General features: G+C 60.4%; 13 protein-coding genes. 9 read left to right on the forward strand and 4 right to left on the reverse strand.

The genetic code is table 11. The features are described 5' to 3' along the window. Positions 1-9 precede the first annotated feature (9 nt). Positions 10-846, forward strand: coding sequence for an amidohydrolase (locus FIV03_RS29825; RefSeq protein WP_152512395.1), 837 nt, complete (start codon positions 10-12; stop codon positions 844-846). A 76-nt stretch (positions 847-922) separates the two neighbouring features. Here the strand turns inward: FIV03_RS29825 and FIV03_RS29830 are convergent, their stop codons facing one another. The 4 genes from FIV03_RS29830 to FIV03_RS29845 form a co-directional block, all read right to left on the reverse strand. After that, positions 923-2,059, reverse strand: a complete 1,137-nt coding sequence (locus FIV03_RS29830) for a carbohydrate ABC transporter substrate-binding protein (protein ID WP_173014033.1) — start codon at positions 2,057-2,059, stop codon at positions 923-925. Then, complete coding sequence (locus FIV03_RS29835; RefSeq protein WP_075283467.1) at positions 2,056-3,216, reverse strand: CaiB/BaiF CoA-transferase family protein; 1,161 nt, start codon at positions 3,214-3,216, stop codon at positions 2,056-2,058. The genes FIV03_RS29830 and FIV03_RS29835 overlap by 4 nt, the downstream gene beginning before the upstream one ends. Positions 3,217-3,222: 6 nt before the next feature. After that, entirely contained in the window at positions 3,223-3,789 is a 567-nt protein-coding gene (locus FIV03_RS29840; RefSeq protein ID WP_152512396.1) for a MaoC family dehydratase, read from the reverse strand. A 500-nt stretch (positions 3,790-4,289) separates the two neighbouring features. Next, positions 4,290-4,748, reverse strand: coding sequence for a MarR family transcriptional regulator (locus FIV03_RS29845; protein ID WP_152512397.1), 459 nt, complete (start codon positions 4,746-4,748; stop codon positions 4,290-4,292). Between the two features lie 120 nt (positions 4,749-4,868). Between FIV03_RS29845 and FIV03_RS29850 the strand changes: the two genes are divergently transcribed. Genes FIV03_RS29850 through FIV03_RS29885 form a run of 8 tightly spaced genes read left to right on the forward strand, consistent with a single transcriptional unit; the run spans position 4,869 to position 13,142 of the window. Then, positions 4,869-5,801 carry a PDR/VanB family oxidoreductase gene (locus tag FIV03_RS29850; protein WP_152512398.1) on the forward strand — a complete coding sequence of 311 codons (933 nt, stop codon included), beginning with the start codon at positions 4,869-4,871 and terminating at the stop codon, positions 5,799-5,801. A 27-nt stretch (positions 5,802-5,828) separates the two neighbouring features. Further along, positions 5,829-7,139 (forward strand): aromatic ring-hydroxylating dioxygenase subunit alpha, encoded by a 1,311-nt coding sequence (locus FIV03_RS29855; protein ID WP_152512399.1) that lies wholly within the window; start codon positions 5,829-5,831, stop codon positions 7,137-7,139. Beyond that, a complete protein-coding gene (locus FIV03_RS29860; RefSeq protein ID WP_077294496.1) occupies positions 7,139-7,612 on the forward strand; it encodes an aromatic-ring-hydroxylating dioxygenase subunit beta in 474 nt (157 codons plus the stop codon). Before FIV03_RS29855 ends, FIV03_RS29860 begins: the two co-directional genes overlap by 1 nt. Continuing rightward, positions 7,609-9,222, forward strand: a complete 1,614-nt coding sequence (locus FIV03_RS29865) for an AMP-binding protein (RefSeq protein WP_152512400.1) — start codon at positions 7,609-7,611, stop codon at positions 9,220-9,222. Before FIV03_RS29860 ends, FIV03_RS29865 begins: the two co-directional genes overlap by 4 nt. Beyond that, positions 9,222-10,397: a thiolase family protein gene (locus FIV03_RS29870; RefSeq protein WP_152512401.1), complete on the forward strand. Its 1,176-nt coding sequence runs from the start codon at positions 9,222-9,224 to the stop codon at positions 10,395-10,397. Before FIV03_RS29865 ends, FIV03_RS29870 begins: the two co-directional genes overlap by 1 nt. Further along, positions 10,394-11,650 (forward strand): SDR family NAD(P)-dependent oxidoreductase, encoded by a 1,257-nt coding sequence (locus FIV03_RS29875; protein ID WP_152512402.1) that lies wholly within the window; start codon positions 10,394-10,396, stop codon positions 11,648-11,650. The genes FIV03_RS29870 and FIV03_RS29875 overlap by 4 nt, the downstream gene beginning before the upstream one ends. Continuing rightward, positions 11,647-12,420: a cyclase family protein gene (locus FIV03_RS29880; protein ID WP_152512403.1), complete on the forward strand. Its 774-nt coding sequence runs from the start codon at positions 11,647-11,649 to the stop codon at positions 12,418-12,420. The genes FIV03_RS29875 and FIV03_RS29880 overlap by 4 nt, the downstream gene beginning before the upstream one ends. After that, on the forward strand, positions 12,417-13,142 hold the full coding sequence (locus FIV03_RS29885; protein ID WP_152512404.1) for an SDR family oxidoreductase: 726 nt from the start codon (positions 12,417-12,419) through the stop codon (positions 13,140-13,142). Before FIV03_RS29880 ends, FIV03_RS29885 begins: the two co-directional genes overlap by 4 nt. The last annotated feature ends 171 nt before the right edge of the window (positions 13,143-13,313 follow it).

Here is a 13,313-nt window from a genome sequence, read left to right on the forward strand (position 1 = left end):
AGGAGCAGCATGATCGTCGACACCCATCTTCATGTCATAGACCGGTCGGCTCTGGACTATCCCTGGCTGGCGGGTGTCGAACCGCTCAATCGGGACTGGACATACGAGACCTATGCCCGTGACGCGCGGCGCGCAGGAATTTCGACCACGTTTCACATGGAGGTCGATGTCGCTGAACCCCTCATCGAAGCTGAGACAGGATATGTCGGCACTCTGGCAAACCAGCCGGACAGCCTCATCAAGGGGGCAATTGCGTCTTGCCGTCCCGAGGAGGAAAGCTTTGCAGCCTATCTGGAGCGGCAGCAGGCAAATGAGCTTGTGAAGGGTTTCCGGCGTGTGTTGCACGTCATGCCGGACGAGTTGTCCGATCAGCCCTTATTCCGGGAAAACCTGAAGCGCCTTGGCGGTACGCGCTTCACCTTCGACCTCTGCGTCCTGCCCCGCCAGCTTGAGCGGGCAATGGAGCTTGTCGATCTGGCTCCCGACGTCACCTTCATACTGGACCATTGCGGTGTACCGGATATCGCCGCCGACGAACGCCAGCCCTGGCAGGAGCGGGTTACGGAACTCGCGAAACGCCCCAATGTCTGCGCCAAGATCTCCGGGATCGTAGCCTATGCCGATCCTGAAAGCTGGATTGCCGAAACCCTGCGCCCCTGGGCCGAGCATACCATTCAGGCATTCGGCTGGGACCGTGTTGTCTGGGGCAGTGACTGGCCGGTCTGCACGCTTGGTGGCGGCTTGCTGGCATGGGTTGCTGCGACCCACGCCTTGCTGGAAGGCGTCAGCGAGGATGAACGTACAAAGCTGCTGTCCGGGAACGCAAAACGTATCTGGCAGCTTTGATCAACTGAACCGCGCCCCCAATGTGATTGGAGGCGCGTTTGGACGGTTATCCGCAGACGCATTGTCTTGGAAGGGCTTACTCAAAACTCCCGGCGAAAAGCGCATTGATGTCGCCGATGACGGATTGCGCTGTCTCACCACCTTGCAGGCCCAGGTTCAGCCGTTCTGAAGCCGCTGCCTGAAATGCCATGTAGCCCTTGTGGCGCGGACGGACCCAGGCGTTGTCCAGGGTCCGGCGGGTGTTGCGGTAAAAGTCGTTTGTCACATCATTGACGGTCTCGTCAGACCAGCCGTCCGCATGACCAGGCTGGCCACCGGCAGCTGCAAAAGGCCCGCGCTGCACTGATCCGCTTGCGATCCAGAGAGCGAAGTCCGCAGCCTTCGAGACATGGTTCGAAAACGCGGAAACGGCAATGCCGGTGCCGCCAAGTGCGGAGCCCATCGGGCCGTTGTCGCCTGCAGCAGGGATATCGGCAAAGGAGAGGCGTTTCGGCCGGAAGCCTTCGATACCGTAGTTGACGTAGCCGTAGATCAGGGGAACACAGGCAATCGGGCTGTCCGTCTTGCACATCTCCTCAAAGACCGCGATCGGGTCCATGCCATAGCACCGGTCAGGAACGTGCCGCATCAGGCGCGAGATCAGCTCATAGACCGGTGCGCCGTTCTCAATCGAAATAAGCTCGCCCGGTCCTGTCGTCGCGCAGGGTGTTCCAAGGTTTGCCGACAGGGTGAAGAAGGTCATCAGCGAATGGGGCGGGCGCATCGGGATCAGCACCTTGCCCGCTTCCGCCAGTTCAAGGACTTCGTCGAAGCGTGTGGGTGCCGCGCCGACGAGGTCTGACCGATAGGCCTGGATCTGCGCGGCGGCGTCGATCGGATAGGCCCACTGGTGACCCTCCCAGAAATAGCTTTCATAAGAACCGCCGACACTGCCATTGGCGACGGCCTGCCGGTTTTGCGGATCCCCGTGTCTGTCGAGTGGAGCGAGACAGTTCTGCGTGGTGATTTCGCCTACGTGCGGATGGTCGATGACGATCAGGTCATACTGGCGCGCGAGATCTTCAACCGGGTAGGACTCGAAGTCCTGAAGCGAGCGCTTGTCCCAGTCGATCCCGACGCCTGTCTGCTCTTCCCAGAGCTTCGAGCAGGCAACCATGGGCTCGTAGCCGCGCGGGTGGCTCCAGGTCATGCCTTTCAGGCGAACGGCGCTCACAGGCCGAACTCCTTCTCGATCGCGGCCGTGTGTTCGCCGACGCGCGGTGCAGCCCGGGCGATTTTCGGACGGGCGCCGTTCACTCTCAACGGGGAGCGGGTTGTCAGGATCGAGACATTGTCTTCACGCTCGACGCGCTGCAGCAGGTCCAGCCCGTTGAACCCTTCGCTTTCCAGCAGGCTGTCCCAGTCGAGCACCGGCGCACACCAGATGTCGGCGGGTTCGAAAACGGACATCCAGTCGTCGACCGTTCGTTCGGCAATCGCGCCTGCGATCAGCTTCTTGATCGTCTCGCGCTCGGAAAACCAGACCGCCGGATCACCGCAATAAGGCTCGAGAGCTTCCAGTTCCATCAGGTCACGCAGTTTCGGGATCGGCGTCATGGCAACCGCAATGTACCCGTCCTTTGCCTCATACACGCCGTAAGGCGCGGAGAGATAGGCATGGGCGTTGCGGAAACCGGATCGTTTCGGCATGCGCCTCCCGTCGTTGAGATAAGTGGTCAGAACCTCGAACTGGAAATCGACCAGAGCTTCGAGAAGGCTGGTCTGGACATGGCTGCCCTTGCCGGTAACACCGCGTCGCACGAGGCCTGCAAGAAGGCCTTGCGCCAGGGCAGCCCCTGCGAACATGTCGCCGACGGCAAGCCCCATCGGTACCGGGCCGTCACCATCGTTACCGCTGAGCCACATGAGGCCCGAGCGGGCCTGGGCAAGCAGGTCCTGCCCTGGGCGGGCAACCCATGGGCCGTCTTCCCCGTAACCGCTGATTGAGCCGTAGACCAGACCCGGATTGATCGCCCGCACGGTCTCGTAGTCGAGGCCCAGCCGTTCGATCACGCCCGGCCGGAAATTCTGGACCAGCACGTCGGCCTTGGCGATCAGGCGCTTGAGACGGTCTATGTCCTCCGGCTTCTTCAGGTCGACTGCAAGACTTTCCTTGCCGCGGTTGATGGCGTGAAAGATGGTCGAATCCCCGCCGATTTCCGTGTCGCTCAGATAGAGGCTGCGCGACAGGTCTCCGGAGCCTGGCCGTTCGATCTTGATAACGCGCGCGCCAAGATCCTGCAGGCGCAAGGTGGCATAGGGACCGGAGAGAAACTGGCTCATGTCGAGCACGGTGATTCCGGCGAGCGGTAGTTCTGAAGTGGAGTTCATGTCGGTTCAGGCCCGGTTTTCAGGTTCTGTCCGGTCCGCGTGGGCGGCCGGGTTGCGGTATTTCACGGTTTGCAGATGCTCGCAGTAGAGGACGAGTTCCCCTGCCCCCTTGAAGACTTCGTAGGACGCCCGAACGAGGCCCATCTCTTCGTATTTCGGCTTCTTGTCGAGGTTTGTCCGGACCGTATAGATCGTGTCGCCGATGAAGACCGGTTTGATGAAGCGCAGCTTGTCGTAGCCATAGGAAAACGCGTTGACGCAGTTCGTGGCAACAAGGCCGAGGCCTGCGGAAAAGACGAACGCTCCGGCAACCAGTCTCCTGCCGAAGACCCCTTCCGTTTCTGCGAACATCTGGTCCTGCACATAAGGGTGAATGTCGACGACCAGCGTGTTGAAGAGGTGGCTTTCGCCTTCAGCGATCGTCCGACGCAGGGAGCGTATGCAATGCCCCGGCTGCCAGTCTTCGTAATACCAGTTTTCCGAATTCCAGACCGGGATGGCCGCATGCGCCGCCGGCATATCCTTCGACAGCGTGCTGTCGATCCCGACCGTCGGTGCGAATGACGTTTCCATGGCTCCTCCCAATTTCTTATGTGAATACTATATTCACATATGATTTTTAGAAGCAAGAGCTCTGTTCTTCCCGGTGTATGACTGGAAGGCGCTAGCGCAGGCCTCGCAGGCAACAACCCAACAGCAAGGAAGTCGCAGCGAGCTGGGTGTGCCGATCCATTCAGGGAATTGTTCGGGTGCGTGCGGGGCTCGTCGGGAATGGAACCGGAAGCGCGGCATCTGTCGTTCGGGCCGAGCGGGCAGCTGGCCATCAACACATGGAAAAATCGGTCTGGTGTTCCACTGCAGCAAACGGCAACCGGAACTGCAGTGCGCGCAGAGCCGGGCGATTGCGGTGGGTTAATTGGGCAATGGGGAGAATGACCGCCGGGCAAGTCGGCTTGAGCGGCTATTGGCGGCAAGGCGCCGGCGAGGCTGAAGAAGACATACCGCGAGGCTGCCTGCGATCCTGATGTGCCTTGCCGTCGTCCGTCACAACAAGAGCAACCAGCGCCAGACGCCTATTCGTTTGCGCTGTTCCAGCTGTTGAGAGATGCCAGGAGCCGTTCCAGGGAGGGCTTGATCCGGTCCGCATCCGATTGGTTCAAGGCAGACAGCAGGGTTCTTTCGTGTTCCCTTGCCTCTTCGACCACTTCGGAGCTCAGCTTCTGCCCGGCGTCGGTCAGGTGAACGCGGACGCGGCGGCCGTCACCCTTGTCGCTCCTGCGCACGACCAGTCCACGCTTTTCCATCTGATCGACAATACGCGTCATTCTGGATTGCTCCAGAAGGGAGTATTTCGCCAGCTGCGTGATCATCAGTCCGTCCTGATCGTAAAGGCAGGCAAGAACCCGCCATTCCGGAACGCGCAGGCCCAATTCGCGCACACGGAGGTGAAACTGGTGGCTTGCCGCTTCGCTTGATGCTGCCAGCAGGTACAGCAGGTAAGAAGAAACGAATTTTTCCGGCGTCAGGGTCAACACCCCCTCCAACTATGCACCTGTTTTCAAAGTGTCATTTATCCCGGACAGATCGGGAAAAAAAGAGGCTTGACTCATTTTATATGAAATTTCATATTTTTTACAGGAGGAGGCATTGCGGTGAAACTTGTTCTTGAAGGTGTAGAACCGGAAACCGATCAGATTCGCGTTTTCAGGTTTCGGGCGGAAGCAGGCGGGTCATTGCCGGGCTATGAGCCCGGTGCGCATGTCAAATTCGATCTCGGTCCTCTGGGCGAACGGGAGTACTCCCTGATCGACTGGCCGGAGACTGATGACCTCTATACGGTCGCGGTTCAGCGGGAGGAGAGCGGCCAGGGGGGCTCCAAGGCCATGCATGCCTTGAGCGCAGGCCAATCGATCTCCGTCAGCGAACCGAAGAACGACTTCCCGCTTGCCGAAGATGTTCCGCACGTCCTGCTTCTGGCCGGCGGCATCGGCATCACGCCGCTGATTTCGATGGCGACCCAGCTGAAATCGAAAGACCGGTCTTTCGAGCTGCATTATTCTGCCCGCTCGGCTGCGCGGATGGGTTTCGCCGGCAAGCTGAAGAACGCTTTCGGTGACAGTGCCCGTTTTTACTTTGACGACACGGACCCGCTCGATCTGGCCGCACTGATGAAGGCCCAGCCTTCCGGAACGCATCTTTATATCTGCGGCCCGAAGGGAATGATCGATGCCGCACGCGCTGCCGCGATCGCAGCCGGACTGGCGGAAGAGGCCATTCATGTTGAACTCTTCACCGCCCCAGAGGCGCAGTCCGGCGATGCGGCATTCGAGGTGGAGGTACACAGCACGGGACAGGTAGTGACTGTCGCCCCGGACCAGACCATCATCCAGGCACTGGAAGATGCCGGCCTCGACGTCATGTATGACTGTCAGCGCGGCGACTGCGGCATCTGCCAGACGGATGTGATCAGCGGTACGCCCGATCATCGCGACGTCGTGCTGTCGGATGCCGAAAAGGCATCGGGAAAGGTCATGCAGATTTGTGTCAGCCGCGCGAAGTCCGCGCGACTTGTCCTCGATCTTTAGGGTTTCGCATTCCAGGGAGGAGCCAGCATGCAAACGGCCAGCCAAATCGCCGCTCTGTTCACGGGGCCGCAGGTGCATCGGGACGTCTACACGAGCCCGGAAATCTACAAGCTGGAAATGCAGCATCTGTTCGCAAACACCTGGGTGTTTGTCGGCCATGACAGCCAGACCCCGAACAAGGGCGACTATTTCACCACGCAGATCGGCGACCAGCCTGTCATCCAGGTGCGTCACTCCGATGGCGAAATCCACGTTCTTTACAATCGCTGCCCGCACAAGGGCACCAAGATCGCGATCGACCGGGAAGGCAATACGGGCAAGTTCTTCCGGTGCCCTTATCACGCCTGGTCGTTCAAGACGGACGGCTGCCTGCTCGCGATCCCGCTGAAGAAGGGTTACGAGAACACCGGCTTCGAAAACACCAAAAATGCCAAGGGCATGACAGCCGTTGGTGCGGTCAAGAACTATCGCGGGTTCGTCTTTGCCCGCCTGGCTGCCGAGGGCATCAGCTTCGAGGATTACTTCGGCGACAGCCTGAGTTCCATCGACAACATGGTCGACCGCTCGCCGGAAGGACGGCTTGAGATCGCCGGTCCGCCGCTGCGCTACATGCACAAGTGCAATTGGAAGATGCTGGTCGAAAACCAGACCGACACTTGTCACCCGATGGTCGCCCACGAAAGCTCCGCCGGAACCGCTGTGAACATCTGGAAGGAGATGGGGAACCCGGAACCGCGTCCGCCCGCGATGGAGATCATCGCGCCCTTCATGTCGCCCTACGAGTTCTTCGAGAACATGGGCATTCGTACCTGGCCGAACGGGCACGGGCATACGGGCGTGCATCACTCGATCCATTCCGACTATTCCGCGATACCTGGCTATTTCGAGGCCTTGAGCGAAACCCACGGCGAGGAGCGCGCGAAGGAAATTCTCGGCGAGAACCGGCATAACACGGTCTATTTCCCGAACATCATGATCAAGGGACCGATCCAGCAGCTGCGCAATTTCATTCCGCTGGGGCCCGACAAGACACTGGTCGAAAGCTACATCTACCGTCTGGTCGGGGCGCCGGACGAACTTCTGGCGCGCACCGCCATGTACAACCGGATGATCAACGCTCCGACATCGATGGTCGGCCACGACGATCTGGAAATGTACGAGCGCGCGCAGGAAGGCCTCATGTCCAATGGCATGGAATGGGTCAATGTTCAGCGCCTCAGAACGGAAGAGGAAGACTTTGGCGAGGAGGCCGTGGAAAACGGCACCACGGAACGGCAGATGCGCAACCAGTTCGATGCCTGGGTGAAATTCATGACAGCTACGATGGAGAATGCGTGATGGCGGTTTCCAGGGAAGAGGTCATCGACTTCATCTATGACGAAGCAAGAATGCTGGACGAGGGCCGCTACAGTGAATGGCTGTCGTTGTGGCTGGAAGACGGCCACTACTGGATGCCGCTCGACTACAAGCAGACCGATCCGCATCTGGTGACGTCCCTGCTCTACGAGGACATGTTCATGCTGCGCTTGCGCGTGGAACGGCTGAACGGGGCCAGAACCTTCAGCCAGAAGCCCAAGAGCCGTTGTCACCATGTCATCCAGCGGCCCTTCATCGACGAGATGGATGGGGATAGGATCGTCACCAACACATCCATGCATTATGTCGAAACGCGCCTGGACGAGCAGTTTCTGCTGGCGCTGACGGCAACGCACGAACTGAAAGTGGTCGATGGCGAGATCAGGATAGCCAACAAGCGGGTCGACATCCTCAATTGCGACGCCGCTTTCGGCAATATCCAGTTGCTGCCATGACAGCCATGACAGTTGAAACAGTTTATGAGGCCTTCGCTGCAACGGCGGAGAAATTTCCGGACCGACCGTTTCTGAACGTTCTGCCCGGCACTGCAGATATCTACGACATACCGCCCGGCGAGCTGACATATGGCACCGCACGCCAGGAAGTCGACACGCTTGCGCAGAACTTGATGGAGGCTGGCTATGGTGCAGGCGTGCGTGTTGCCCTGCTTCTGGAAAACCGGCCCACGTTCTTCCTGCATTGGCTCGCGGTAAACCGAATTGGCGGCTCCGTTGTGCCGGTCAATCCGGACCTGAGAGCTGCGGAGCTTGAATATCTCATCGGCCACTCCGAACCGGCGTTGATCATATCGATCGAAGACCGCCACAAGGAACTTGAGGCTGCCGTTGCCGCTGCCGGCATCAAGGCGGCCGTGATAGCCCCCGGCGACCCTGCCCCCGGGCCGCGCGACCAGGCGGTCACCGCCCGGCCGCTGGAAGGCGAGGCCCGCGAGGCGGCTATCCTCTACACCTCTGGCACGACCGGCAAACCGAAGGGCTGCGTCCTTCCCAATACCTATTTCCTGCTTGCTGGCCGCTGGTATGCCAGTGTCGGCGGACTGGCAACGCTGACGGAAGACGGCGAGCGTATGATCACGCCCCTGCCCGTCTTCCATATGAACGCAATGGCCTATTCCTTCATGGCGATGGTCATGGTTGGCGGGTGTCTTACCGTTCTGGATCGCTTCCACCCGCGTGCGTGGTGGCAGGATGTTGCCGCGTCCCGGGCAACCTGTCTGCACTACCTGGGCGTGATGCCGTCCATGCTGATGGGGTTCGACCCTTCCCCTGAAGAGCGTGCGCATCAGGTGCGTTTCGGCTTTGGCGCAGGTGTTGACCCGAAGCTGCAGATTGCCTTCGAGGACCGTTTCGGCTTTCCGCTGGTCGAAGCCTGGGCGATGACGGAAACCGGAGCCGGGGCGGTGATTGCCGCCTCGGGTGAAGACCGGCTGGTGGCCCAGGCAAGCATCGGCAAGCCAGGCACGGGCGTCGAATGCCGACTTGTTGACGACAGTGGCAGGGAGGCGGTTCAGGGTGAATTGCTGGTGCGCCACGCGGGGCCGGATCCGCGCTACGGTTTCTTCTCGGAATACTACAAGGACGCAGCCGCGACGGATGAGGCCTGGAAAGACGGCTGGTTCCATACCGGCGACATCGTCCGCCAGGGCAAAGACGGCAACCTGTTTTTTGTCGACCGCAAGAAAAACGTCATCCGGCGATCGGGCGAGAACATCGCTGCCGTAGAGGTGGAATCGATCCTGATGCGCCATCCCGACATCGAGGCGGCTGGTATTGCCCCTGTGCCCGACCCGGTGCGCGGCGACGAGGTGTTTGCCTGCCTGAAAGTGAAGAACCCGAGCCGAGACAAGGCCGAGGCGATCACACGCTGGTGCCTGGAGCAGATGGCCTATTACAAGGCACCGGGCTACATCGCCTTTGTCGACAAGCTGCCGTTGACGCCGACCCAGAAGATCCAGCGGGCCGCCTTGAAGGAATTGGCACTGCAGCTTCTGGACGATGCCGATACAATCGCCACCGGTCACATGAAAAAGCGGCAGGCCAGTTGATGGGGAAACGACAGAGCTATGAGGGCGTTGCGGTCACCGCACCGGTTTCAATTCCCTACCAGCGTTACTCCATCGAAACGGCCCATTGGTGGATCGCAAGCGCATTGCGCGGATCCCTTCAGGCCGCTGGTTTGAGGCCTGCGGATATTGACGGGTTTTCGGTTGCAAGCTTCACCCTGTTTCCGGATACGGCTGTCGGGCTGACGCAGCATCTGGGCCTGTGCCCCAGGTGGCTGGACAATATTCCGATGGGTGGTGCCAGTGGTGTGGTTGCCCTGCGGAGGGCCGCACGTGCAGTCCAGGCGGGCGACGCGGATATCGTGGCCTGCGTTGCCGGCGACACCAACCACATCGACAGCTTCAGAAATCTGCTGTCGAGCTTTTCCCGCTTTGCCCAGGATGCCTCCTACCCTTACGGATTTGGGGGGCCGAATGCCAATTTCGCGCTTCTGACCGACCGGTACATGCAGGAATATGGCGCGACACGCGAGGATTTCGGCAGGATCTGCGTTGCGCAGCGTGCCAATGCCCTGCGCAATCCGAACGCGCTTATGAAGAAGCCGCTGACGCTCGAGCAATATCTCGACGCCCGCCCGATCGCCGATCCGATTGCCCTGTTCGACTGTGTCATGCCTTGCGCCGGGTCCGAGTGTTTTCTCGTCATGTCCATTGAAGAGGCTGAGCGGCGGAACCTGCCCTATGCCGTGATCGGCGGAACAATCGAGCGCCACAACGCCCATGCCGAGGATCCCGTGCAGTTGCGCGGGGGGTGGACGCTCGATGTCGAAGAACTCTACACCATGGCGGACTGCTCGCCGGACGACATCGATCTCCTGCAGACCTATGACGATTATCCCGTCATTTCGATGATGCAGATCGAGGATCTCGGTTTCTGCGACAAGGGCGGCGCCCCCGATTTCGTCAGGAACCGCGACCTGACAATTTCCGGAGACTTTCCGCACAACACGTCCGGCGGACAACTGTCTGCCGGTCAGGCCGGGGCCGCGGGTGGTTTCATCGGCCTCGTTGAAGCGCTGCGCCAGGTACTGGGCACGGCCGGAGGCACGCAGGTGGCTGATGCGACGACCGCGATGGTGTCCGGATTCGGCATGATCAATTACGACCGCGGCGTCTGCACGAGTGCGGCCATTGTGAAAACAGGGAGCCCGGCATGAGCACACCGCTTTCCCCTCCCCGCAAGAAAGATCCGCAAAAGCGCACACAGTCTCCGCTACGTCCCCCGGAGGCCCGATCCCGTGCGGCTCTCGGCCTGACCGCGGCTGCTGCGGAAGGCCGTTTCGCTCTTCAGGTCTGTGACGACTGCGGCACGGTGCAATATCCGCCCCGGGACGTTTGCGGAAGCTGCCTGTCGGCCGGGCTGGAATGGCAGGACATCTCGCCTGCGGGCACACTGCTGGCAGAGACGCAGATCCGCACGTCGATCAATCTCTACTTCCGGGAGAGAACGCCCTGGCGCATGGGCTCGGTGCAGCTGGATGCCGGTCCTGTGGTCCTGTGCCATGTGCATGGCGACTGCGAGCGCGGCGGAGAAGTTACACTACTCAACCGTCTTGACGCGTCCGGCCAGGGCGTTTTGCTGGCAGTGCCCAAGGACAGGACAAGCAATATGGAAGACGATCCGCAAATGCGTGCCCTTTCAGCCGACCCGAAACACAGGCGTATCCTGATCACGGACCTGCGAAACCCGAATACGCCGGCTCTGGTGACGTCGCTGCTGGAGGCAGGGGCTTCAACCATCTTTGTCGGCGAGGCCGAAAGCTGGCGTCCGCACGCCAACCGCGATCTGTTATCCGGGCTCGAAAAGGTCAGCGTGCTGCCGCTTGACGTCACAGACACCGCTTCGGTAGAGCGGCTTGCCGGGGAAATTGGCGGCAAGACGGATATTCTGGTCAACAATGCCCGGTTTCTGCGGCCGGGCGGTGTTCTGGCAAGAGGCGATACTGCCTTTGCGCGTGAGGAAATGGAGACCAATTATCTTGGTCTGATGCGTCTTGCGCAGGCCTTCGGACCGGGCATGTGCGCCCGCACCAACGATGGCGTCAACTCGGCGGTTGCCTGGGTGAATATCCTGTCAGTGTTCGCCCTGTCCAACACACCGGACTTCGGCTGCTTTTCTGCCTCCAACGCTGCTGCCTATTCGCTGTCGCAGTCCCTGCGTGGAGAATTCCGTGCGTCCGGACTGCGTGTGATGACTGTCTTCACCGGACCGGACGAAGACGACTGGACCCAACCGGTGCCGCCTCCCAAGGTCAATGCAAAGGCTCTCGCAAGATCGGTGGTCACTGGGTTGCAACAGGGGCTCGAGGACGTGTGGTGCGGTGACGTTGCCATGGAAATACGCGAACGCTGGCGGCGGGACCCGAAAGTCCTGGAACGTGAACTCACGCAAGGGGGAGAAGGCACATGAGCGGTCTGAACCAGCTGGTTTCCGGCCTTGCCTCCGGAGCCGTCAGGATTGTGGATCTGACCCACACGCTCGATCCGGACTTTCCGGTCATCGTGCTACCGCCCGAGTTCGGTCAGTGCGCGCGTTTCCGGATGGAGGAAATCAGCGCCTACGATCACCGTGGTCCGGCATGGAAATGGCACAACATTTCCATGAGCGAACACACCGGCACCCATTTCGATGCGCCTTCGCACTGGATTTCAGGAAAGGACGTGCCAAACGGGTCTGTCGATGAGATCCCGGTCGAGGCTTTTGTCGGTCCTGTGGTGGTAATCGATTGTTCGAAAGGGGCGGCAGAGAACGACGACTTCGAACTGACGCCCGAGATCATCGCAAACTGGGAAAGCGAGTATGGCCGCATCCCGGAAGATGCCTGGGTGCTGATGCGCACCGACTGGTCCAAGCGCAGAGGCGCCGACTATCTGAACATGCGGGCAGACGGACCGCATTCGCCCGGGCCGACGCCGGAGGCGATCCGGTTTCTGATCGAGGAGCGGAACATCCGCGGTTTCGGTACCGAGACCGTCGGAACGGATGCAGGCCAGGGGGCGCACTACGTGCCGCCCTACCCCGCTCACTACTTTCTGCATGGCGCGGGAAAATACGGCCTGCAATGTCTGGCCAATCTCGATCAGCTGCCCGCGACAGGCGCAGTGCTGATCGCGGCTCCCCTGAAAATCAAGAATGGAACCGGCAGCCCGCTTCGGGTTCTGGCGATGGTGACGGAATGAGTGAATTTACGGCAGTCGTTACCGGCGGCAACAAGGGGATTGGTGCCGACCTGGTCGAAAGGCTTCTCGGTCAGGGCTACACGGTGGTGTCGGTCGCACGAACCGCACCGGAAAAATCTCACCCGAACCTGCACTCGGTGGAAGCCGACCTTCTCGATGCACAAGCCGTGGCCGCTGCCGCCGGCACGATCGCGGCGGAGTTCGACGTCACTCATCTGATCCATAATGCAGGGCTCATCTGGCCCAACCTTGTCGAGGATGCCAAGCCCGAAGACATCACCGGCCTTGCGCAGTTGCACCTGGGATCGGCATTAACACTCCTGCAGGCGGCCTTGCCGAACATGAAGGCGCGCCAGTTCGGCCGTGTCATGTTCAACGCCTCACGGGCGGCGCTCGGCGCACCGACCCGAACCGCCTACAGTGCCAGCAAGGCCGGCATGATCGGCATGGCGCGCACCTGGGCCCTGGAGCTTGCCCCGCATGGCATCACCGTGAACGTGGTCGCCCCCGGCCCGATCCTGACCGACAACTTCTGGGGCATCGTCGAAAAGGACAGCCCGCAACAGAAAGCCCTCGCCAAACGCATCCCGGTCGGGCGCATTGGCAATGTCCGGGACGTGACCAATGCCTTCCTGTTCTTCTGCGATCCGGAAAACAGCTTTGTGACCGGTCAGACGCTTTATGTCTGCGGCGGTGCGAGCGTCGGAACCCTGACGATCTAGTGTGGTGAATTTGAAATACGCCTCATTGGTGCTGCAACTGCCAGAGCGTATTTCAAATTCGAAAACCACACTAGAAACATATATTTGCTAGTCACCCTTTTGAATCTGAAGTTCGTTCGGAGCATGCCGGAAATTGAGACGAACTTCAGATTCGGGTGACTAGCGGGAGCC

Source organism: Labrenzia sp. THAF187b (assembly GCF_009363375.1).
Classification (GTDB): domain Bacteria; phylum Pseudomonadota; class Alphaproteobacteria; order Rhizobiales; family Stappiaceae; genus Roseibium; species Roseibium algicola.